The 22,814-nt window shown below is 50.0% G+C and carries 15 protein-coding genes and 1 pseudogene; 6 read left to right on the forward strand and 10 right to left on the reverse strand.

Translation table 11 applies throughout. From position 1 onward, the window contains the following. Nucleotides 1-174: 174 nt before the first annotated feature. Complete coding sequence (locus EZJ49_RS07875) at nucleotides 175-945, reverse strand: lysophospholipid acyltransferase family protein (RefSeq protein WP_262555750.1); 771 nt, start codon at nucleotides 943-945, stop codon at nucleotides 175-177. 27 nt (nucleotides 946-972) lie between these two features. On the opposite strand from EZJ49_RS07875, the gene glpK reads away from it, so the two are divergent. The 3 genes from glpK (at nucleotide 973) to EZJ49_RS07890 (ending at nucleotide 3,984) form a co-directional block, all read left to right on the forward strand. After that, nucleotides 973-2,454 carry a glycerol kinase GlpK gene (gene glpK / locus EZJ49_RS07880; protein WP_262555752.1) on the forward strand — a complete coding sequence of 494 codons (1,482 nt, stop codon included), beginning with the start codon at nucleotides 973-975 and terminating at the stop codon, nucleotides 2,452-2,454. A gap of 3 nt (nucleotides 2,455-2,457) precedes the next feature. Next, nucleotides 2,458-3,174 carry a flagellar brake protein gene (locus EZJ49_RS07885; RefSeq protein WP_262555754.1) on the forward strand — a complete coding sequence of 239 codons (717 nt, stop codon included), beginning with the start codon at nucleotides 2,458-2,460 and terminating at the stop codon, nucleotides 3,172-3,174. Nucleotides 3,175-3,255: 81 nt separating this feature from the next. Continuing rightward, nucleotides 3,256-3,984 carry a beta-sandwich domain-containing protein gene (locus tag EZJ49_RS07890; RefSeq protein ID WP_262555756.1) on the forward strand — a complete coding sequence of 243 codons (729 nt, stop codon included), beginning with the start codon at nucleotides 3,256-3,258 and terminating at the stop codon, nucleotides 3,982-3,984. A gap of 21 nt (nucleotides 3,985-4,005) precedes the next feature. Here EZJ49_RS07890 and EZJ49_RS07895 read toward each other — a convergent pair whose 3' ends face one another. The 3 genes from EZJ49_RS07895 to radA all read right to left on the reverse strand — a co-directional run bounded on the left by EZJ49_RS07895 (nucleotide 4,006) and on the right by radA (nucleotide 6,995). Beyond that, on the reverse strand, nucleotides 4,006-5,058 hold the full coding sequence (locus EZJ49_RS07895) for a substrate-binding domain-containing protein (protein ID WP_262555758.1): 1,053 nt from the start codon (nucleotides 5,056-5,058) through the stop codon (nucleotides 4,006-4,008). Nucleotides 5,059-5,180: 122 nt separating this feature from the next. Then, entirely contained in the window at nucleotides 5,181-5,573 is a 393-nt protein-coding gene (locus EZJ49_RS07900) for a Crp/Fnr family transcriptional regulator (protein ID WP_262555760.1), read from the reverse strand. Between the two features lie 27 nt (nucleotides 5,574-5,600). Continuing rightward, entirely contained in the window at nucleotides 5,601-6,995 is a 1,395-nt protein-coding gene (gene radA / locus EZJ49_RS07905; RefSeq protein ID WP_262555761.1) for a DNA repair protein RadA, read from the reverse strand. 104 nt (nucleotides 6,996-7,099) lie between these two features. Here radA and EZJ49_RS07910 point away from each other — a divergent pair, with 104 nt between their 5' ends. From EZJ49_RS07910 to EZJ49_RS07920, 3 genes are read left to right on the forward strand one after another with little or no spacing between them, the layout of a single operon-like run. Further along, nucleotides 7,100-9,481 carry a transglycosylase SLT domain-containing protein gene (locus EZJ49_RS07910; RefSeq protein WP_262555763.1) on the forward strand — a complete coding sequence of 794 codons (2,382 nt, stop codon included), beginning with the start codon at nucleotides 7,100-7,102 and terminating at the stop codon, nucleotides 9,479-9,481. Between the two features lie 41 nt (nucleotides 9,482-9,522). Next, a complete protein-coding gene (locus EZJ49_RS07915; RefSeq protein ID WP_262555765.1) occupies nucleotides 9,523-10,410 on the forward strand; it encodes an ABC transporter permease in 888 nt (295 codons plus the stop codon). Continuing rightward, nucleotides 10,407-11,222 carry an ABC transporter permease gene (locus EZJ49_RS07920; RefSeq protein ID WP_262555766.1) on the forward strand — a complete coding sequence of 272 codons (816 nt, stop codon included), beginning with the start codon at nucleotides 10,407-10,409 and terminating at the stop codon, nucleotides 11,220-11,222. The genes EZJ49_RS07915 and EZJ49_RS07920 overlap by 4 nt, the downstream gene beginning before the upstream one ends. Before the next feature lie 69 nt (nucleotides 11,223-11,291). Here EZJ49_RS07920 and EZJ49_RS07925 read toward each other — a convergent pair whose 3' ends face one another. From EZJ49_RS07925 to EZJ49_RS07950, 6 genes and pseudogenes are all read right to left on the reverse strand, one after another. Next, on the reverse strand, nucleotides 11,292-12,761 hold the full coding sequence (locus EZJ49_RS07925; protein WP_262555768.1) for an amidase: 1,470 nt from the start codon (nucleotides 12,759-12,761) through the stop codon (nucleotides 11,292-11,294). A 51-nt stretch (nucleotides 12,762-12,812) separates the two neighbouring features. After that, nucleotides 12,813-13,199, reverse strand: a pseudogene (locus tag EZJ49_RS07930) (DUF933 domain-containing protein); the annotation flags it as partial. Next, nucleotides 13,106-13,837 (reverse strand): 50S ribosomal protein L25, encoded by a 732-nt coding sequence (locus tag EZJ49_RS07935; protein WP_262555771.1) that lies wholly within the window; start codon nucleotides 13,835-13,837, stop codon nucleotides 13,106-13,108. The pseudogene EZJ49_RS07930 and the gene EZJ49_RS07935, both read right to left, overlap by 94 nt. A 59-nt stretch (nucleotides 13,838-13,896) precedes the next feature. Further along, complete coding sequence (locus tag EZJ49_RS07940; protein ID WP_262555929.1) at nucleotides 13,897-14,841, reverse strand: ribose-phosphate diphosphokinase; 945 nt, start codon at nucleotides 14,839-14,841, stop codon at nucleotides 13,897-13,899. 128 nt (nucleotides 14,842-14,969) lie between these two features. After that, entirely contained in the window at nucleotides 14,970-16,079 is a 1,110-nt protein-coding gene (rsgA, locus tag EZJ49_RS07945) for a ribosome small subunit-dependent GTPase A (protein ID WP_262555774.1), read from the reverse strand. A 196-nt stretch (nucleotides 16,080-16,275) separates the two neighbouring features. After that, entirely contained in the window at nucleotides 16,276-22,740 is a 6,465-nt protein-coding gene (locus EZJ49_RS07950) for a hypothetical protein (RefSeq protein ID WP_262555777.1), read from the reverse strand. Between the last annotated feature and the right edge of the window lie 74 nt (nucleotides 22,741-22,814).

A 22,814-nucleotide genomic window follows, 5' to 3' on the forward strand; every position in this document is an offset into this window, starting at 1 on the left:
GAGGTCAAATCGTGGTGGAGTATGTGCTCCTCCTCGTCCTAGCCGTGAGTCTTGCCGCTGTACTGGTCAGTCGACTGGTGAGCCGCAATGCCGATGACCCCGGCATCCTGGTCGCGAAATGGCATAATATCTTAGAAGTCATAGCCGACGATCTTCCCGACGGAAAGTAGCTTTTTAAAGGAAGGCGTTGCCGCGTTTTTGCAGTTCTTCTTCGATGGCTGTCTGCATTTTTTCCTGAATATCCTGAGCGATCTCATTCATCAATTCAGAATCGTTAATGGCATCCGGCTTGTAAGGCAGGGCGATGGGCTCCAGAAAACGAATGCGCCACTTTGCGGGCAGGGGAATCACATTTAAAGGTAAAGGAATCACGGTGCCTTTCAGGAACTTCGTGAATTTTAGCTTCTTTAAATTGATATGTGTTTCTTCCGCTCCCAGCACCACCACGGGCACGATCGGGCATTGTGCTTCCAGAGCCATGCGCACAAAACCACGTTTGAACTCCTGAAGCTGATAGCGTTCCGAAGTCGGTTTGAAGTTTCCTTGCTCTCCTTCGGGGAAAAGAACGATGGCATTTCCCTTTTTAAGGGCATTGACGCCATTTTCATAAGTGGCCTCGGTAAAACCCATTTTATTGGCCGGGATTGCGGTCGTTTCGGTCAAAAACCAAAAGTGGTGAGTCAGAACACGCGGAACACGCTTGGCTTCCTGCTGGACAATATGTCCAAGCAAGATGGCATCAAATCCGGAATAACCGGAATGATTCGGAGCCAGCACCACAGCCCCTCGGCGCGGGATGTTTTCGACGCCCTCAATCTCCAGACGGAAGTATTTGCGCATGATTTCCAGAAGAAAGCGCGGCAGCACGCGAAAAATTAAAGTGTCGCGATCCAGGGAGCGCAAGCCAAAAATTTTTTCGTTGGGTTTCTTCAGGAAATTCTTCATTATTAATACATCGATTGGAGAGTGTTTATGTCTTCTTTTATCATGGCCATTGACCAAGGGACAACCAGCTCAAGAACCTGCATCATCAATCAAGCCGGAGGTCTTGTCGCAGAGGCACGTGAGGCCTTTAAACAGATTTTCCCCAAGCCCGGCTGGGTGGAGCATGACCCTGAAGACATCTGGTATTCCACGCAAAGATCCATGCGTCTGGCATTGGAAAAAGCCGGTCTTAAGGGCTCTCAGATCCGCGCCATTGGCATCACCAATCAACGTGAAACCGTCATGCTATGGGACTCTCAAAGTGGCAAGGCTTTGCATAACGCCATTGTGTGGCAGTGCCGCCGCACGCAGGAGCTCTGTGAAAAGTTGAAGAAAAACAAAAAAGAAAAAATGATCACGGCCAAAACCGGTCTGGTTTTAGACCCATATTTTTCTGCAACCAAAATTCAGTGGCTGCTGAAGAATGTTCCCAATGCCGCCAAGAAGGCCCGTGAAGGGCGAGCTTTGGCCGGGACAGTGGATAGTTTCCTGCTGTGGAAGCTGACAGCCGGACAATCGCATAAGACAGACGTGAGCAATGCCTCGCGCACCATGCTGATGAACATCCACACCGGGTGGTGGGATCAGGATCTTTTAAAGCTCTTTGGAATACCGGAAAGAATTTTGCCGGAAATTTGTCCGTCTAATTCTGATTTTGGCGTCACTCAAGGTCTGGGGTTTATGCCTGATGGAATTCCTGTCACCGGCATTGTTGGTGATCAGCAGGCGGCTTTATTCGGGCAAACTTGTTTCGATGTCGGGGATTCCAAGTGCACATTTGGTACCGGTAGTTTTTTACTTTTGAATACCGGAAAAAAAGCGGTGAAGTCCAAAAACAAACTCTTAACCACTATTGCATGGAAACTGAAAAATCAGGAAATGATTTACGCGCTGGAAGGGGGCGCATTTGTCTGCGGCGCTGCTGTTCAGTGGCTGCGTGACGGATTGGGCTTGATCCAGCAGTCCTCGGATATTGAAGCGCTGGCAAAGACAGTGCAAACCACCGAGGGTGTGGAGTTTGTTCCGGCACTGACGGGCTTGGGGGCTCCTCACTGGAAGCCTGAAGCGCGCGGTGTGATCTGCGGACTGACCCGGGGAAGTACCAAAGCCCATATTGCCCGGGCAACATTAGAGGCGATGGCGTTACAGAACGTGGATATCCTAAACACCATGCAAAGAGATCTGGGTAAAAAATTGCGCGGAGTCCGTGTTGATGGCGGAGCCGCAGCCAACGATCTTCTGATGCAGATGCAGGCTGATTATTGTGGGGCCAATGTTGTTCGGCCCAAGAATCTGGAAACCACAGCTTTGGGAGCGGCTTTTATGGCAGGCTTGGGGGCTGGGGTGTGGAAAGATCTGAAGGAAATCAAGCGTGTTTGGAAAGTGGACAAGGAATTCAAAGTGAAGATGGCCACGAAAGAGCGCAAGGATCGTTTGCAAAAATGGGCACAGGCTTTGGAGAGAGTGTAACGCATGAACAGTCCGGCCGGTCCGCAGACTATTTTTAAAAAGGTGGCCTTGTCAGAAAAGAAGCTCCTTTTCCGTGAAATTGCGGACGACAAGCTTCAGTTGTCACTGAAGGGCTCTGTGAATGATGAGGTTTTTCATCTGATCGCCGTGCAAGTCGATAAGGATGAAACTTTGCTGTGTCATCATACGGCGGATTCAAAAGAGGTCACCACAGCTCAAAAAGTGGTGGTGAATTTTCCATTTAAAAGCGAGCGCTATTTTCTTCAGACCGAGCTGTCTTTTAGTGTTGGCTGGGCTGTTTTAAAAACGGATGTGGACCTGTTTCAACTGCAGCGTCGGGCCAATGCCCGTATTGATTTGCCGGCAAAGTACGAGGCGATTTTCAGTATCCTGAATCATGGCAACCGGGTGTATTTTATTGAATCCCGGGTCAAGGACGTCAGTGCCGGGGGCCTGAAAATAGACTTTAAGGGGGCTTCACCGGAACTAAAAATCGGTGATCGTATCAAAGGCGCTCTGCGTCTTGGGAGTCGCCGGGCGATGGAGTTTGAGGTGGAGGTGCGTTTTGCCCAGAAACGTGATCAGGACGGAGAGATCATTCAAACTGCCGGGTTGCAGTTCTTAAACATCAATCAGATGATGGAAACGCGTCTATTGAGTTTGATGATGGATTTGCAGCGAGAACTGTTCCTAAAATACCCTAAAAAAGACGGACGGTAGATTTTACCATTCAAAGTTGGTGTCATTTTGTCCGGCACGCATCTTGGAAAGATTGTTGTGTCTGATTAAAAAGGAGCCTTTATGAAACTACCATTAATGACAACTCTTTTGGCCGCAGCCGTTTTGCTGCAAAGCCCATTGGTGTCCGCGCAAGTTCGCCCGGATCGTGGCAATGATGATCGTCGTGAAGACCGCCGCGGTGGAAACAATCCTCCGGAGCGCTATCGTGACGAAGATCGCAATGACAACCGCAACGACCATCGTGGCAACGTGCGCCCTGATAATGATCGTCGTGATGACCGTAACGACCGTGGCGGAATCCGTCCTCGTCCAGAACCTCGTCCACCAGTCAGACCGAATCCTCGTCCGGACCCGTATCCACGTCCAAACCCACGTCCTGATCCATATCCAAATCCGTATCCTCCGCACAACCCAAATCCACCTCCAAGCAATCACTATGGTGAATCCAGTGTTCAGTTCTATGGTGTAAGCCGTCGCAGTGGTGGTGAATGGTTGCGTGTACAATTTAACTACGCAGCTTACGTGGATTATGTTCGTGTCAGTGTGTACCGTGCCGGAGTTCAATTGCATGAAACCTATGCAATCACTCAAAGCGGTCGCCGTGTTCAGTTGAATCGTTTGAGCTACACGGGAACATTCTACTCTGGCTTGACGTCTGAATATCTGATGGCTGGGGAAAGAATTGTGGCGATTGATATTCGCGCAGAATCCATGGGTGGCAATGCTGACTTGGATGTACGTGTGTCATCCAGCTACGGTGCGCCTTCTATTTACCCTGTTCGTTACTAGTTCCTAAAAAGTCCGGGGGCCTTAGTGGCCTCCGGGATACCAGATCTTCATATAAGAATCTTCAAATGGAATCCGGCCTTCCATCTCTTTTAAAGAGTGCTCATCCAAAGAAACCTTCGTGACTTCAATAGGATCACTGACATAACCGCTCGGGGAAAGTCCCGCAAAGGCCCGGTTTAGCTCGTCCGCGATTTGCCAGCCTTGTGCGCGTAAAGGTTCCGCAATCGTGGCCACCTGTTGTGACAGACCGGATTTGATGCGGGTCAGGGCTGTGACAGATCCATCACCTGCGGAAATATTCACGATCTCTTTCCTACCGATTTTTTTCAGCGGAAAATTCATGTGATCAAAATAAACGTCGTTGATCGCCAGTGTGTGGGTCCACTTCTTTCCATACTTTCGTTGCAGAGTCTCCACCGCCTTGGGGGCTTCATGATCCGCACGCGAGATGGAGAGATCCAGAGTTGTCAGGACGTTCACGTCTTTGGAGTCCTCCAGGATCTTTTTCATGCGCTCGGTTTTGGCCAGTGCAATGGCAAAGTTACTGTCGGTGATCAGCACCACACCTGCTTTGCTGGGGCCGAATTTTCTGACCATCAACGCGGATCTTTCAGCCACATCCAGAGGATCGGTGGTGATATTGGTGAAAAGAAGCTTTGAAGGGCCGGGTTTGGCTGAAGCATGCCAGCCCAGAATACGGATGCCGGCGGCTTGGGCGCGTTTGATTTCCTCGGGGTGATCTTCGGCATCGAAGCCACCTAACACAAGGCCGTCCACTTTTTGCGAAATTGAATGAAGCAGCTGTTGGCGTATCAAGGTCGGGTTGCCTTTGCCATCAAAAATCTGAGCTTGCCACTTCAGCACGCGCACGGCGGACAGAAAGCTTTCGCTGATAGCGCTGGTGCCACCATTTTTTAAATCCGAGGCAATGAAATGGACGGTGCGAAAATCTTGAGCTTGAGGACCCGTTGTGGGGCCTGTCCATTTTATTCTGTCCAGGTGATGCGCTTGCGATGCCACGGGGGCCATCAGCAAAAGCACTGGCAGTGCAGAAAGGCAAAGAAGATACTTCATGTTACTAATCATTGGCCCCAGCATACATGGTCATAGGGTAAATAACCATTTCATTGAAGATTACAATGCGCTCAGGAAAGTGAGGATAATCCTTAAGAAACACCCTGAATAGGGGGTGTCTTTTAGGGATTGCGACGTTTGAACTGCTCCATTTCTCGTATTTTTTCAGTCATGTTTTGCAGTCGATCGGTGAAGGACTTCAGCATGCACTCGGCCCAGGTCGGAAGTTCCGCCAGAAGTTGTTGGTAACCTTCTTCAGACACCTTCACCAGAACCACATCGGTGGTTGCCTGGGCAGAGGCTGAACGTGGCATTTTGGAAATCAAGGCGAATTCACCAAAGGATTCCCCATCAGTGATATCACAGATATGAATGCGTTTTCCCATTTGATCTTTTGTGAAAATATTCACCACACCGGATTCGACGATATAGAAATGATTTTCGATATCGCCCTCAAAGAAGATGTAGTCTCCGGGTTGATAGCTTTCTTTTACAATAGCGCTCTGAGCTTCCATGTCAGAATCCTCGCAGGGGAAAGTGATCTATTTAATTATTCTATTCAGATCATGCACATTTTTGACAAATGAAATTTTCTTGTCCTTGGAAAGCTTTACGTCTTCCAGATGGCGTTTGTTTGAAAATGGAATCACAAAATGTTGGAATCCCAGCTTGTCGGCTTCGCGAATGCGCTGCTCGACAAAAGAAACACCACGAACTTCACCCGTCAAACCAATCTCGCCAAAGAAGCAGGTTTTGGAATCCAAATCCCGGCGTCCTTCTGTTGAAAGCACCGCCGCCGCCACAGCCAGATCAGAAGCGGGTTCCACCAGCTTCAAGCCACCCACGACATTGATAAAAATATCGCTGTGAGCCAGGCGAATATCCAAATGACGATCCAGAACCGCCGTTAGCAAATGCAGACGGTTGATATCAATCCCCAGCGCCGTTCGGCGAGGCATTGCCATTGGACTGGATAAAGTCAGAGCCTGAACTTCACACAACAGGGGTCTTGTTCCTTCCATCGAGGCGAACACGGCGGAACCGATTAATTGATCCCCACGTTCTTCCAGGAACAGTTCGGAAGGGTTGGAGACCTCTTCCAAGCCGCGTGAATTCATTTGGAAAACACCCAGTTCGTGAGCCGCACCAAAACGATTTTTCAGCGCACGCAAAAGACGGAAGTTATAGGAAACATCGCCGTCGAAAGACAGCACGCAATCGACCATGTGCTCAAGCACCTTTGGACCGGCAATGCTGCCATCTTTGGTGACGTGGCCGATCAGGATCACGGTGATGCCCTCTTGTTTGGCAAGACCCATCAGATGACCGGCACACTCACGCACCTGGGAAACTGATCCCGGGGCTGCCTGCAAATCCGGCAAGAACATGGTTTGAATGGAGTCCACCACCAGAACATCAGGCTTTTTGAAACGAGCCAGTTCCATCACGGTTTGCAAGTTGCTTTCGCAGCCAATTTCAATCAGTGGGGAGCGAATATCCAAACGGTGAGCACGAGAGCCTGTTTGAGAAACACTTTCCTCGCCGGAAATATAAAGAACCTTATGCTTGTTTTTGGCTAAACCACCAGCCATTTGCAGCAAAAGAGTGGACTTGCCAATACCCGGAGATCCACCCAAAAGGACGAAGCTGCCCTTGGCAAGGCCGCCGCCAAGAACTCGATTGAGCTCTTCGAAGCTTGTATCAAAACGATCCAGTTTCACTTCCTCAAGTCTTTGGTCCAGGGTGACTGGTTTGGAAGCGGCAACATCCCTCTCCGGAGAGCCAGTGGACCATCCTCGAGTTTTAACCTCAGGCATCTGCAATTCTTCAACGTAGGAATTCCACGCGCCGCAGTCAGAGCATTTTCCTTCCCACCTTGGTCTTTGGGCCCCACAATTTTGACAGGTATAGATCGTTTTAGTTTTCGATTTTGCCATAGATATTCGGTATCATTATTAAATGACAGAAGCCACCTCTAAAATGACTGGGACGGGCTTCTTTTTACAAGGACTGTACAACTTTTCGTATTGGAGTGGCGGACATGAAAGTCTTCCTGAAATGCATTGTTTTTTCTTTATTGATGGGACCGTTGGCGTCTGCTCAAGCTTCCAAGAATGATCTGGAGCCTTTTAAAAAGGCGCTGGAACAGTTTCGCGCGGCCAAATATGAAGAGGCCATTCCGGCATTTCAGGAAATCCTAAAAGACAAAACGGCGTTGGAAGAATATGTGCGTTTCTATCTGGGGCAGTCTTATATGAAAACCTCCAAGTGGGATGAGGCGGAAGGGGAGCTGAAAAAGGTTCTCGCACTTTCCCCCAATGTGAAGATGTCCATCGAAACTTCCAATCTGATGGGACAGATTGCCTTGGAAAAGAAAAACTTCAAACAGGCCAGCGTTCAGTTCCTGAAGCTGGAAAAACGCACGCGCAACACGGAAGATTATCCGGATGTGATCTACAATCTGGCGATCGCGGAAAAAGGTTTGAACCGCCACGGCCCGATGTGCAAATGGCTGGTAAAACTTTACGAACGTCATCCGGCGTATCCGAAGGTGGCTGACTGGAGTGTGGACCTGGCCAGCAATGAATTCCAGGGTAAACCAACTGACTGTAAGGCCACGCCGGAGGACTTCCGCACACGCGTTCGTTATTTGTTGTGGGCTGGACAGGATCAAAAGGCTCAGGCTGAAATCAACATCATGAAAAACAAACTGCCAAAGTCGGACAAGTACCTTTCCGATAAATTACAGGCGCAGTTTTTCCTGCAAGAAGGGGAAGTGGTTAAGGCCGTTGAATTGTTGAAGCCTTATTACGAGGCCAATAAAAGAAACTTCGACTTCCTGATTCTCTTTGCCTCGGCGGCGGCTCGTGCTGGTGAGGTGCAGTTGGCTGTGGGTTCTTATTACTCCGCCTACAAGATGAGCCCGAAATCAAAAACCGGCCGTCAGGCGCTGTATCAGTCTGCGTTTCTTAGTTATCAGTTCCAGGATTATGATGGTGCCGCCCGCCGCTTCCAGGAATTTATGAAGGCCTACCCTAAATCCGGTCTGAACCGCGATGCTCAGTGGCACCTGGCTTGGTTGAAGTATTTAAAGGGTGACTATCAGGGTTCTTACAAGGCTCTGGGAGCTTTGAATGCCGCGAAAAAGAAAAATAAAAAAGCCTGGAAGTCTTTCCCGGAAGACCGTGTGACTTACTGGATGGCCATGAGCTTGTACCGTCAGGGGAAGGTTGATCAGGCGCGGACCATGATGTCCTCTTTGGCGAAGGACTCTTTGCTGGGGTACTATTCTATTGCGGCCCAGGCACGGTTGAAAAAAATGGAAGAGGCCAAAACACCGCGTTTGGCAGAATCCAGTTTGCCGACTCAGCCGCGTGTGGTTTCCCGTTTTTCTGCGGGAGAGTTCCTGATGCCATTTTCTCAGGAAAGCTATCGTGGGGATGAAAGTGAATCTGAAGAAAATCTGATTCTGACTCAATACTCCGCCGATGATGAAAAAGGTGAAGAGGAAGAGGCTGAAGTCGTGGACAACCCGGATTTGAAATCCGTGGAAGTGGCTGATTCCGTGGAATCTTCCGATGAAGTGCCTGATGCCAGTGGTGAAAAAGTGGCGACTTTTTCAAACCCTGTGTTGATGAAGCGCTTTGAACGAGCTCGTGACATGATGATCATGGGTGAAAACGAATGGGCTCGCTGGGACTTGTACGATATCGAACGCAAGACGTCCAATCGTGAATATCTGCGCACGTTGATGAGCGAGTACAATACAGCAGGTCACTACAACCGCTCTTCTTATATTGCACAGATTAATTTCGGCGCCCAGCGTGCAGCCCATGGAGTGGACGGCATCCGCTATTTGTGGGAGTTTGCATATCCCCGCGCGTATTCCGAACATGTGGAAAAATTCACAAAGAAATTTGCCGTGCCTGAAGAACTGGTGTGGGGAATCATGCGCGCGGAAACGCATTATCGTCGCGACGCCATTTCTCCGGTCGGGGCGCTGGGCCTGATGCAGGTTATGCCGTTCACAGGCCACAAGGTTGCAACTTTGCTGAACGAAAAAGATTTTAAGGCGCCCATGTTGTTGCAGCCGGAAACATCTGTGAAGATTGGCTCCCGTTATTTGAAGCGTTTGATGGATCGTTTTGAAAATACGATTCCTTTGGTTGCGGCAGGATACAATGCCGGTCCTCACCGGGTGAAAAACTGGCTGTCCAGCTTCGGCAATCTGGAAACGGATGAATTTATTGAACACATTCCGTTCCTGGAAACACGCAACTACGTGAAGCGTGTGGTTTCCAATGCGCATATATACTCACAATTGTACGGCAACAAAAAAGATCTTTTCCCTTATCTGGCAGGCTCTGTGCCGGTGAAGTTCACAGCCGAACTGGCGGGAAAAGAAAACTGGGATGACATTTGAGCGATACGGGATTTCGTTTTGTCTTAAAAAAATTATTTGAAATGATAGCGTCGCTGGTGGTCCTGGCGGCGCTGACGTTTTTTTTGCTGAAAGCTCTTCCCGGTGGTCCCTTTGATGAGGAAACCGCCTTAAATCCATTGGTAAAAGAAAAACTTTCAGAACACTGGGGTGTTCAGCGATCCGCACTGGGGCAGGTGACTGGGTATCTTGCAGCCGTGGCTCAGGGGGATTTGGGAATTTCCATGACAAAGCCGGACCGCACGGTGGCCGAGATCATCGCGCAAGGCGTGCGCAATACGCTGGCTTTAAACGGGATTGCCTTGTTGTGCATTTTAAGTGGTGCTTTTGTTATTGCCGTGGCGGCGGTTCGCTTCCGTGAAACGTGGGTTGAAGCCCTGATAGATCAAGTGGTGATTGCTTTTCTGTCTTTGCCCAGTTTGTTCTGGGGTCCACTTTTGATTTATCTGTTTGGTTTTTACTGGAATCTTTTGCCTGTGGCCTTTCTGACGTCGCCGATGCACTATGTGCTGCCGGTATTAACATTAATCCTGCGCCCGCTGGCCTCTTTGATTCGCCTTTTGAAAAATTCTTTGAATGAAAATTTCCAGATGGACTATGTTCGCACTGCCAAAGCCAAAGGTATCGGGGTGTGGGGAATTTTGATTCAGCATGTTTTAAAGAATTCGCTTGTACCATTTCTAAGTTATGTCGGTCCCTTGATTGTATCTTTGCTGTCAGGCTCATTTCTGGTTGAAGTGCTATTTGCGGTGCCGGGCCTGGGAACGGAATTTATCAGTGCTTTGAATGATCGGGATTACACCCTAATCGTGGGGCTGACACTTTTTTATGGCAGTCTGTTGATTGTGGTGAACTCGCTGATTGATGTACTGCTACGGCTGGCAGATCCTCGTTTAAAGGAGCAGGCATGAAAAAATCCCTGTTTGCTTTGGCCGTGGTCTTTTTGGGAGTTTTATTGTTTGCGACCATTTTTGGTCCCTGGTTGATTGCGACCACGGGACTGGAACAAAATGTCGAAAACATTCTTTTACCTGCGGGAAAAGAGCATCTGTTTGGAACAGACAGTCTGGGGCGGGACCTTTTTGCACGCGTGTTGTTGGGGGGCCGGATCTCTCTTGTTGTTGGCTTGGTGGGATCGCTTTTGGCTTTTGCATTGGGGCTTTGTTACGGAGGTGTCGCGGGCTGGTCAGAAGGTCTGACCGATCGGGTGATGATGCGCTTCTGTGATATTCTGATGGCGATTCCCAGTTTTATTCTGGTGTCGGTGCTGTGCTTAAGTTTGCAGTTGCTTTTGCCATTTGAGGAACCCCTGACGCGTTCCTTGATTAGTTTGTGTGTCAGTATTGCTGCAACCCACTGGATGAGTCTGGCCCGTGTCACACGTGGGATGGTGCTGGAAATAAAACGCAAGCCCTTTGTAGAAGCTGCGATTGCTTTAGGTGGCAGTCGCAGTCATATTTTTGTGAAGCACATTCTGCCAAATATGCTGGGAACATTGTTGATTTTAGTAGCGATGCAAATCCCAACCAATATTCTTTATGAAAGCTTTATGAGCTTTATCGGCCTGGGAATCCATCCACCTTATACCAGTTGGGGGATTCTAGTGCGAGAAGGCTGGAAGACTCTATCCAGTTTCCCGCACCTGATCTTATTCCCCAGCCTCATCCTGTTCCTAACAGTCTGGAGCTTCCACATCATTCTTGATTATGTAAGAAGAAAATAGGTACGGACTTACTTATGGTAGTGCATGCGCGTTAGCGCAGTTGCACAACCATAAGTAAGTCCGTACCTTTTAGAGGTTTTTGGGAGGTTGCCAGCCGCCGAAGGTGGTTTCCAGGAATTCGGCGCAAGATAAAGCCAGATGGTCCTTCATGTAAGGAGCCACGACTTGCACGCCTAATGGCAGACCGTCTTCGTTCAGTCCCATTGGTACGGAAGTCGCTGGATGTCCCAGCGTCACAAAGATCGCGGTATAAATGAAGTCAAATGGCGACCAGAGGGGTGCGCGATGTTTCGGAGCCACTCGTGGATGGGGAGGCAGAATCAACAGACCTTCTTCGCCGAGCTTGGCATCCAGCTCTGCACGCATTTGAGCTAGGGCCTGCATTTCTTCTGCGAAGTCTTTTTTGCCAGTGTCAAAAATTTCTGCCAGGGACACCAAAAGATTTGGCAGGGTGTAGTCACCTTTCCCAAATGTCAGTTTCAGGATTTCTTTTCCGACGGACAGGTGTTGGGTGGGCCCCATCAAAGTTTCATACAGATTGCGGCTTTTGGAGTTTTTCAAAGCAGCAAACCATAGTTCAACCGCGCGAACAAAGAAGCGCGGATCCAGTTCTTCAACCTCAGCCCCTAGTTCCCGGAAGAGCTTTCCGCAATTGCGCACGGCTTGTGCCATATCGTCATCGGTTCCGCGGGCACGGTGGAAGTTCGGAGTCGGGCAGATCAGAATTTTTCTGCCCGCCCATTCTTCTGTCAGATCTGACAAAGACGGGGATTTGACAGTCAACTGATCGACATCATCAGAACCCATCAAAACTTTCAGCATCGGGTAAAGATCGGCTGCTTTGCGGGTCATTGGTCCCATGGAGGTGTACGGATATTTCTCACCCAACAAAGTGGTGCGGAAATCATCTTCCACAAACGGAAAGTGACCCGTCAGAGGCAACAAATAACGAGAAGGCTTATGGCCAAAGACCCCGCAGAAGGTGGCAGGCATACGAATGCTGCCGCCAATATCACTGCCCAAACCTAGAGGAGTAGCCCCGGCACCAAGTAAAGCGCCTTCGCCACCGCTACTGCCACCGCAGGTGCGGCCCAGATCATAGGGATTGTTGGTACGGCCATAAACCGGGTTGTAACATTCAAACCAGAACCCCAATTCGGGAACATTGGTGGTTCCCATCGGAATGGCGCCGGCCTTTTTCATGCGGGCCACAACGGTGGCATCCCAGTTCATCACTTCGTTTTTACGATGGATGCTGCCACCTGTGCGTTTCATTCCCGCATAGGCGAACATTTCTTTGACGGTGAAAGGCACGCCGAAGAACACGGGTAAATTGGTGTTATCCTTGGCCAGTTGTTCAGTTTGCTCGTGCGCCAATTTTCTGGCACGAACGAAGTCATTTTCGACCATGGCATTTAAAGCGGGATTGACCTGTTCAATACGGGCAATGTGCGCTTCCAGCACTTCGGTCGGAGAAACCTGTTTAGCGATAATTTTTTTATTAAGTTCAACAGCAGAAAGCTTCAGAAGTTCATTCATAAAAAACAAAAGGGAGCTGCGAGCTCCCTTTCCTCTTCCTCTCGGAATTAATTAAACGTTGAATTTGAAGAACAAGACGTCGCCGTCTTTAACCACGTACTCTTTACCTTCGATGCGGTATTTACCGGCATCTTTGATGGCTTGTTCAGATTTATAGTTGAACAAGTCTTCACAGTGGTAAGTTTCAGCTTTGATAAAGCCACGTTCAAAGTCAGAGTGAATGACACCTGCTGCCTGCGGAGCTTTTGTGTTTGCACGGATCGTCCATGCACGCACTTCTGTCACACCGGCTGTGAAGTAGGTTTGCAGACCCAACAAGGTGTAAGCTTCGCGGATCAGACGGTTCAAGCCTGGTTCTTCCGCGCCCAATGCATCCAGGAAGTCCTTGCGTTCTTCTGGTGGCAACAAAGCGATCTCGGCTTCCATCGCAGAACAGATGTATTGATATGCAGACGTCTTAAATGGCGGGGACCGCGAACATAAAGATTCTCCTTCATCAATCCAAACCTACCAATTCCGTCGCCAACACCGACACCAACCGCAACAGTTTGCTCAGCGCCAGTGATCATTTTCACAGAGCCAGAAACTTTGATGTCGGAAACGTGAAGAGCATCACCAACTGCCAAGTTAGAAACGTCAGCAGTGAAGAACTCAGGGATTTCAGTTGGCAAGCACTCAACCTCAACGGAACGAAGAACAACGTTCAACAAACCGCCTTCAGAAAGACCGATTGCTTTACCTTCAAGACGAACTTCAACGTTAACGCGAACTGCTTTTTTAAGATCCAAAGCGAAGAAGTCAACGTGTTGAGGACGGCGAGTCAGTGGGTGTACATCAACGGATTTGATCAAAACAACGATACCGTTTGCTGTTTTGTCAGTGGATTTCAAGTTGAAAAGAGCATTTTCGTAAGCGCGAGTGTTGTACTTAACGATTTCTTTTTCACCAACGGAAACGTTAGTTGGAGTTACTGCTCCGTAGATAACAGCAGGAACGTTACGGCTAACGCGCAAGCCACGGCTGTTGTGTTTACCAGCTTCACGAGGTTCAACTGTAAGGTCGATTCTTGTTTTCATTTTTTATCCTTCTAGTCCGATAGAGGAAGTTAATAATATCCACCCGAAAGTGGGTTGTTTTAGTCAAATAAAGAACTGACAGAATCGTTGCCGTGGATACGCTTGATCGCTTCGGCCAGAACCGGAGCCACAGAAACCACTTCAATTTTTCCGCAGTTTTTCGCCGCTTCAGTCAGCGGAATCGTGTCAGTCACCCAGACTTTTTCGATCTGGCTTTCTTTTAAACGATTGATCGCGGGACCCGATAAAACGGGGTGCGTTGCAACGGCGAACACACGTTTTGCCCCATTCTTGTAGAGGCTGTCAACTGCTTGTGTAAGAGTTCCCGCCGTATCGATCATATCGTCCACGATAACGGCCGTTTTACCAGTCACATCCCCAATCAAATGCAGGGCTTTGGCCTCATTAGGCCCGGATCGGCGTTTATCAATAATCGCCATGGAAGACTCGATCCTTTTGGCAAAAGCACGGGTTCTTTCGACCCCTCCGGCGTCTGGACTCACCGCGACAAACTCAGAGCCCTGGCCATAGGCTTCACGCCAGGCGCGAGCCAAAGTCGGAATCGCAAACAAGTGATCCACGGGAACATTGAAGAATCCTTGGATTTGGGCGGCGTGCAGGTCCACGGACACCACCCGGTCGGCTCCAGCAGTCGTCAGCAAATCCGCCATCAATTTGGCAGAGATGGGCGCGCGGGGAGCCACTTTACGGTCCTGACGGGCATAACCGTAATAGGGAATCACGGCCGTAATGGAAGCCGCAGACGCCCGGCGAAGGGCATCGAGCATCACAAAAAGCTCCATGTAGTTCTGATTCACCGGAGGGCAGGTGCTTTGGACGACAAAGACATGCTGTCCGCGAACGCTTTCATGGATTTCGACCTGAATTTCGCCATCAGCAAAGCTGCTGACTTCACAGTATCCGAGCTCAACTCCAGCGGCTTCGGCGACTTTTTTGGCTAATTGGGGATTGGCATTGGCAGTAAAGATTTTTAGGCCCTTCATCACTCGTAGTCTCCTGAGTTGACTTTATTCACTCCGGCAGGACCGGAGTAGGGTTTATGTTTGATCGAAGCTAACAAGGGGGGCTTATTTTGTCCACCCAAAAGGGGCCTTTTTAGGGGCCCCTTTCTCTATATTTCCCCTCTGGATTTGTGCTTTAGGCGCACGCGCAGATCCAGGGAAATTTTTTTCCACTTTTGACGCTCCTCCCGGGCGACTTCCGGATCGGATTTACGCTGAAAATAACGCAGTTCTCGATCCAAATTTTGAAAACTTTCCCATCTGTCTGTGGAAAGTTCCCCATTTTGCAAAGCCCGCAGGATGGCGCAGCCCGGTTCAGTTCTATGTTGGCAGTCAGAAAACCGACACTGGGTGGCCAGATCGACAATATCCTCGAACTGACTTTCGAAGCCGTCGCGATGATCCAGTAAGCCCAGTTCCCGCATCCCGGGGGTGTCCATCAGTAGGGCTCCCGAGGGAAGCTGGTACAGGGAGCGCGACGTCGTGGTGTGTTTTCCCTTGTCGTCGCTTTCGCGGATGTCCTGGGTCCTGAGCTGATCCTTTTCCAGAAGCACATTTCCCAAAGTGGACTTTCCAACTCCGGAAGACCCCAAGAGCACCAAACTTTTCCCTGGCGCCAGGTAGGGATTCAGTGTGAGCACCGTTTCCGGTTGGAAGGCGCTGACGGCGTGAACAGGGACGCCCATGTGCTGGGATTCGACGTCCAGAATCAGGCTGTCAATGTCGTCACAAAGATCTGCCTTCGTCAGAACAATGACAGGGGAGGCGTTGCTTTCCCACGCAAGACTCATATAACGATCCAGGCGTTTGAGGTTAAAATCCTGATTCGTCGACATGGTCACAAAGATCGTATCCACGTTGGCGGCCACCACTTGCGCTCGGGCCCCGCTGCCGGGTTCTTTGCGATAGAAGCAGGATTTTCGTTCCAACACTTCATGGATCAGGGCCTGATCACCGTCCGAGTGCAGTTTGCAAATCACCCAGTCGCCGACGCCGGGGTATTCCAGGTTGATGTGCTCGTGTTCATAGCGAAACTTGCCGGTCAGTTGGGCTTGGGCTTTTTCAGCACCATCAGCGGTAAAATAAACCACCCGGTACATTTCGCGTTCTTGGTTGATAATTCGTGCGACCACTTCATCGTTGGCAAGCGGGCGCATTTCCAGTTGTGTCTGGAAAAATACATTCCATCCCCATTCGAGGATGCTGTGATTAAAATTCACGGATGACTCCATTTAGTTAAAAATAAAAAAAAGGAGCTCTCGTGGGGCGAATTTGAAATTTAAATTGAATTAAACAGCCGCAGGAGAGCCAGCAAATTTGATAGAAGATAGAACAATCATCAGCCCTCCTTTGTTTGGGTGTTTCTAAAGTATTCTCTATATCTGGAAATTATGCAAGTCCCTGGTGCAAAAGAGGTCAGTCTGGCAGGAAGTATTCTGCCACACCATAGAATCCGGAAGAATACACCGCGAATATGACCGAGTTGCGCTCGGGATGATAGAGCAGTCGACGAGCTGAGTCTACACATGACAGGCCTGGCTGGGACCAGCTTAACTGTGATTCTGAGTCAGTTTTCATATCGTATTGGTAAAGCTTGTTGTTGTTGCAATAGAAGAATCGTTCACGAGTGGCATCGTGGACCTTATTGTCCCAAGCAAAGCCAGTCATGCTTCTAGGGAAGTTCTTATAGGGAGAAATATCTCCGCCTCGGGTGACCGAATAGATGGTGGAGCTAAACGGAGTCAGCAGCCAACTGTTTGCGGTGGAAGGGTAGGCGCCAGAGAGTCCCCCATAGGAGGGAAGGTAGGCCGTAGCGGCAGGGGTTGTCGTTGTTGGGAAAGGCCCATTGGTTCCGGTCACGCCGGCAACATGATACTGTTTGTAAGAGCTGCTGCTGTCATAGATTTTCAACATGGCATCAACGGTCCCCGAGTTCCAACGGGATTTATGCTGTAACACATCTTTTCCGTCCCAGGCCAGAACCTGGCCGTTGTAGGCAATGCTGGCCCCGGCGGTGAAGCTGATACTGGCGCCATTAGTTCCATCCGCTGCGGTCGTGAAGGCAGTACCTCCGCCACCGGCAACCAGATTCGAAGCAAGAGTGCTGTAATCAAGGCGATAAAGCCCGCCTGAATTGCCCCAGAAAATATCGCCAGTGGCAGGATCTGAGGCGAAGTTATAAAGTCCGCCATAGCCGATATATCGGATGCTGCCACCCAGTTGGAATTCACGAATCGAGTAGTTACCCCAGTCGATGATATAGAACCGATCGCGGGCACCGCCAATGTTTTTACCAAACTCAAGGTCCATAATTGAACTGATACGAGCATTGGTGGAGCGATCGCCATCACCAGAGGTGAGGCCCTGACCAAACACTGTCAGGATTTTGTTGTCACTATCTATGGTGCGGATCAAACCTTTTTCCATAAAGAAGATCTGTCCGGTTTTGGAAATGAAGACATCGTTGAGCATAAGCGCACAACTTGTTTTGGGCGTTCCATCGGGACAGATGGCCCTTGAGCCGCTGGTGGTGCCTAATAGCAATGTGAGCGAGTTCGTGTCTGGATCCCATGAATAAAGTCCACTACGGTCGTGCGCCACCACATAGAATTTGCCATCCATCCCGGTCATCAACCACGGGTGGTAAGGGAAGGCAATGTCATAAGGGGCCATAGTGGAGTAAGTTTGATTATGACTTCCATTCAGGAAATCCAAGCGGGCGTAACTTTGCTGATCGTTCCCCAGCACCAGATAGTAAATCATGGCCAGCATGTGCTCGACGGCTGAGGTTGTTGGGTTGAATTTTACGTGAATAGCTCTGGGATAGCGAGTGTAACCACCCTGAGGGGTCCACGGCGCGCTGGCATTGGTGTCAAAGCCCGGCCCTTGAGTCTGGATACGCTCTACCTTCTGAGTTGCTGCAACATAATGCTGGAAGATGCCATTGCCGCTGCTGGAAGCGCGGAGGTACATGTCACCGTTGGGAAGCACGGTCCAGCCAACGGTGGCATCATCATAGGCCGCAAGCTTTATCTGATTCCAGTCGACTTGTGTCTCCATCGGATCAGTACTTGCTCCACCGCCAAGAATGGTGGTGATAGTATTGGTGTTAAGATCCACGCGACGAATGCGATCAGAGTCCCAGATCAGCAGTCCGTTGTTGTAATCAAGCCTCAAGGCTTCTGGGTATTTCAAAGTTGCAGAGGTGGCTGGGCCCCCATCGCCACTGGATGTTCCAGTTGTTGGAATGAATTTATCAATGACTCCCGTGGCCGGATTGATCCACAACAGTCCATCGACTTGATCCCGAACAAAGACACGTCCGTCATCAGCAAAAATCAAACCGCCTGAATCCAGGGTGTAGCCCGATGTTTGGCTGCCGGTTCTGAAGGTGTAACCCATGGCGCTGCCTTTGAGTCCGGAGCCGATATTGCCGGCGATAATCTGCAGATTGTCGTCATTGAAGCCGGAGGAACGCGCAAAGGTTTTTAGTCCCAAGGTATCCTTTGCCGTCACACGAATCGAAAAGTATCCCGTAGTCGGCGCATTCGTCCATGTGTAACACCCGGTGGAGGAGTCTTGATTGGTGCAACCTCCATTGATGGCATTCGGAAGATTCTGGGCGCCAGTGATATCAATGAAATTCACTTCATCTGTCGTATAAGACAGCGAAATTGGATTGGCGGCCAGTCCTTCAAGGTCGGAGGCGTTCCAGCGGATATAGACGGTTTTCTGACTGACGCTGGTTTTAAGTTGTGACTTCAGCGGTGGAGACGATGGAACATCGACATTCGCGGCAATGACGTCCTTAACCACGGGCGGTGTGCCGGGATCAAAGTAAATTGATTTTTTATCGACGCCGTCACTGCCACTGTTTGCAGAGATGTTGCCGGCTTCATCCATCACCCAGACGTAGACAGTGTAGGATTGCTTCGTGAAACCCAAAAGATAGTAGATTCCGTCAGCCGGAGTGATTGAGACTGTTTGTGATTGCAGCCCCGTTGCCAAAGTCGTCCAGCAGGGGGCGTTGTCCGCAGGTGTGGCCGGAGTTCCAATACTGGAGCTAAGGAAGCACACGCGATTCACTTTGCTGAAAGAATCTGCAGCATTAAGGCTGATTTGAACGTTGTTGTTCGAGGTGTTGGCAGCACCATTGTTCAGATTAAAGCTGCTGATAGTTGGCTTGGAGTTGTCAATTTTGAATGTCCAGACCGCACTGGCGGAGTTCCCGGCAAGATCAGTGAAGGAGACTCGGACTTTGGCTGCGGCCTGGGACACATTGGGCAGACTTAAGCTGGTATTAAAAGGTCTGTTGCTCAGAGGACCATTGGCTGCAGAAACCGCGGGTTGAGCAGCATAGTTGCTACCATCAGAGGCCAGTTCAATGACAAAGTTCTGGGAACTGGAAGTGTTTTGTTCGGTGAGAAGCCAAGAGAAGGTGGCTGAACTGTTACCCTGGAAAATGGATGCTGAGCTGAAAGTAAAAGATGGTGCCACTGTATCCAGTGTGAAAGTGGCAGGTGCACTCACGGCACTGACGTTGCCGACGGCATCCATAGCAAAAGCATAAACTGTCTTCAGACCATCCCCGATGCTGGTTGTAAATACTTTGCTGGCAGCGCAAGGGGTCCAGCTAGGATCGTTCGCTAAGGGCACGGTGGCACTTTCAGAGAAAAGCATTTTAACCGCATCACCGCTGCATCCGGCAATGTTCATCGTAATTGAGTTTGCATTGCTATAAGCATTGCTGGTGCGAGTGAGCACAAGCGAGCCAGGAGCTGTGGAGTCGACAGTCAGATTGGAACTGGAGGCGGCAGAGTTGCTCCAGCCTGCTGAGTCGATGGCTGAAACACGAATTTTAACCTGGGAGGAGTTGATAGTGCTCGGTATTGTCCAGGCATAGGTCCCAGATGCAGAACGAGCTGTGGCAATACTGTTCCAACTGGTGCCACCGTCAGTGGTGTAGTCAATGCTGACAGGAGAACCTGCCAAAGAAATATTGTCAGAAGAACTCCAGCTGATGCTTTGAAGCGAGCCGCCTTGATATGTTCCCGAGTTCATCGAAGTCAGATTGACTGATGGAACCGTGTTGTCCACGGTGAAGGCCAGGGTGGAGAGCGTCTGACTGAAGTTGCCAACGGCATCGTAAGCAGACAGTCGAACCAGCATGGTGGAGGAGTCAAGGGAAGGCAGCGTCCAAGCATAGCAGCCACTGCTTCCGCCGGGTATGCTGCAGCCACCGGTGGAGCCATTGATTGCGCCGGAGGAGAGTGTTGTCCAGGTGCTGCCGTTGTTGGAGCTGTATTCAATAGCTACGGGGCTTCCGGCAAGAGCAAAGTTGTCAGAGGAGTTCCAGGCGATAGCCTCGCTGCTGCCAGCTTTGAAAATCCCAAAGTTAAAGTTACTCAGTGAAATTGTCGGCGCCGCTGAGTCGATAACCAGCGCGGCAGAGGAGGTTGCAGTTTTACTATTACCAGAACTGTCAGTGGCCTTGGCGCGAACCAGGACTTGGTTTGAGTTTATCAGGGGTAAAGTCCATGAATAACATCCACTGCTACCACCGGGAACCACACACGCGTCGTTGGCTGCGTTATCAAGAGTGTTTGCAATGGAATTCCAGGTCAGGCCGTTGTCGCTGGAATAGTCAAGGCTGATGGCTCCGCTATTGAGGCCGACATCATCCGAAGCATTCCATGTGATCGCCTGGACGGAGCCTCCTTTAAAGCTGCCGCTGTTAAACGAGGTCAGAGAAAGAGTCGGGGCATTGCTGTCGATGCCAAAAGCGGCAGAGGTGATCGAGGAAGAGTTCCCGGCCATATCAATTGCAATGAGTCTTATTTTTGAACCCGCGGTATTGACGGCGGGCGGAGTCCAAAGATAACTGGTACTTCCAGCGGCGGGTGTGGCGATGTCCGTAAAAGTTAATCCATCTTGGGCAAACTGCAATGTTAATGAAGAAATATTGTTGGTATCACTGGCTGAAAATTGCAGATTGAAAGGGGTGGCACCCTGGATAGTGGCTGGCAGATTGGTCAGGGATAATGTTGGCACAGTGGAGTCCACAGTCAGACTTCCCGACGAGACAGATGAGGCCGCCAAGCCGACTTTGTCGGTGGCCGTAACACGAACTTTGACTGTGTTGGAGTCAATACTTGGAACTGTCCAGAGATATACGCCTGAGTTGCTAAGGCCTGAGGCGATGGAGGTCCAAGAGCTGCCGTTATTGGTAGAGTATTCCAAGGCAATAGGAGAACTGCTCAGTCCTCCCGCATCGCTGGCTGTCCAAGAGAACGTTTGGGTCGATCCACCTTTGTAAAGGCCGCTGTTCAGCGAGGTCAGTGCCACGACGGGCACAACAGTGTCATGGGTGAACTCCACTAAAGAATATGACGAAATATTCCCGGCCAGATCTCGCAGCCAGCCATAGATATTGTGAGTTCCCTGGTTTGCGGGGATTGTGTAGGTGTGGGTGCCTCCCGCAGTGCAGGTCTGCCAACGGCTGTCACCAAGGCCAGGCTGCAGAGTGGAGTCTGTGAAAATGATCTGAGACGCGGCCTTATTGCAGTTTTGGTTGGTTAAAGAAACGCTGGTGGACTGAGACGGAGTCACAGTATTTAAGGAAAGTACGGGAGGGTTTGGAGCCGTGCTAGAGATATTAAAGGCTGCACTTGTTGAAGTGTTGATATTGCCAGCATTGTCGATGGCGACCAGTCGGATTTTGACTCCGCTGGCGTCCAGAGTTGGAACCCGCCATTGATAAGAGGTTGCTGAAGAAGCAAGTGTTGCGACATCCGTGAAGGTGCTGCCGTCTTCGGCAATTTGCAAGGTGAGCGAGGCAATTCCATAAGAATCGGTGGCGGAATAGGTAAGATCCACCAAAGAATTTCCCTGCAGGTTGGCCGAGCTTAATGCTGTCAGAGAGACCGCCGGAGCTTGTCGATCCAGCGTGAAGGTCACTTGGGTTGGGAAGGTGGAGATCGTCTTGCTGGCATCCAGGGCCCACAGTTTCAGGATGATCGGACCATCTTCGGAAGTCAGAGTATAGTTGACGGTTTGAGTCCCTGCGGTGTTGCAGATGATGTTGTAAGCAGACTCGTTGGTCGGTGCAATGGCAGCATTTTCCGTCAGCGCTAGTGACGAAAACGACTCGCAGTTGGTTAAAGAGGCGCCTGTATTGAGATTTAGGACGACATTTGCTGAGTTGACAAACGCCCCTGTTGGCGTGGCTTTGGTGAAGGTCGGGGAGGTTGGTGGAATTGTGTTGTCAACTTGTACGTTAAAAGTGCGAGTCCAAATAGGTTTTGTCGTGTCAACTTTTCCGGAGCCGTCATCACGACCCAGGGTGATCTTCATGGTGTGCGAACCTTGGAAGTTGGCCGAAAGGACCTTGCTGAAGGAGGGAGCGCTGGTATGGGAGACCACTTGACCATCCAGTTCCCACTTGTAGATTGTCAGATAGTTTGAAGACCAGTGCTGAGTTTCCACTATCGGGGCCAGCGTTTGTCCCTCACCGAAGCTCGAGGTTACTGTCATTTTTTTGATATCAGGAGTGATGTCTTCAACTTTTTCAACGTTAAAGCCAAAGACCTTCAAAAACTCGGCAGAAAGGGCTGGGGAGTTTTTGATTTCGAGGTAGGTGCCCTCCAGAGATGGCAGACCATATTCACTTTCAATCGTTTGCAGGCGTGCGACAAAATTTCCCAGTGCCGTCTTGTCAATAACACTTTTGGAGATACCATGGAAGGCTGCTACCGCCAGAGCTTGCTCGGTGAGTTCGCTTCCGAGTGAAATGTTTTGATTCTCCATGCCCGTCAAGGGGCGACTGAAGCTGGAGTCACAATTGTTCATCACAGCTTTGTATTGAAGACTTCCATTTTTCAAACTGTCTCGGTCTGCTTCGCTGATGCTGAATGAATAGTTTCCGTTGCTTGAAACAGAAACGGTCTGCAGGGCTG

Source organism: Bdellovibrio bacteriovorus (assembly GCF_025558485.1).
GTDB classification, from domain to species: domain Bacteria; phylum Bdellovibrionota; class Bdellovibrionia; order Bdellovibrionales; family Bdellovibrionaceae; genus Bdellovibrio; species Bdellovibrio bacteriovorus_G.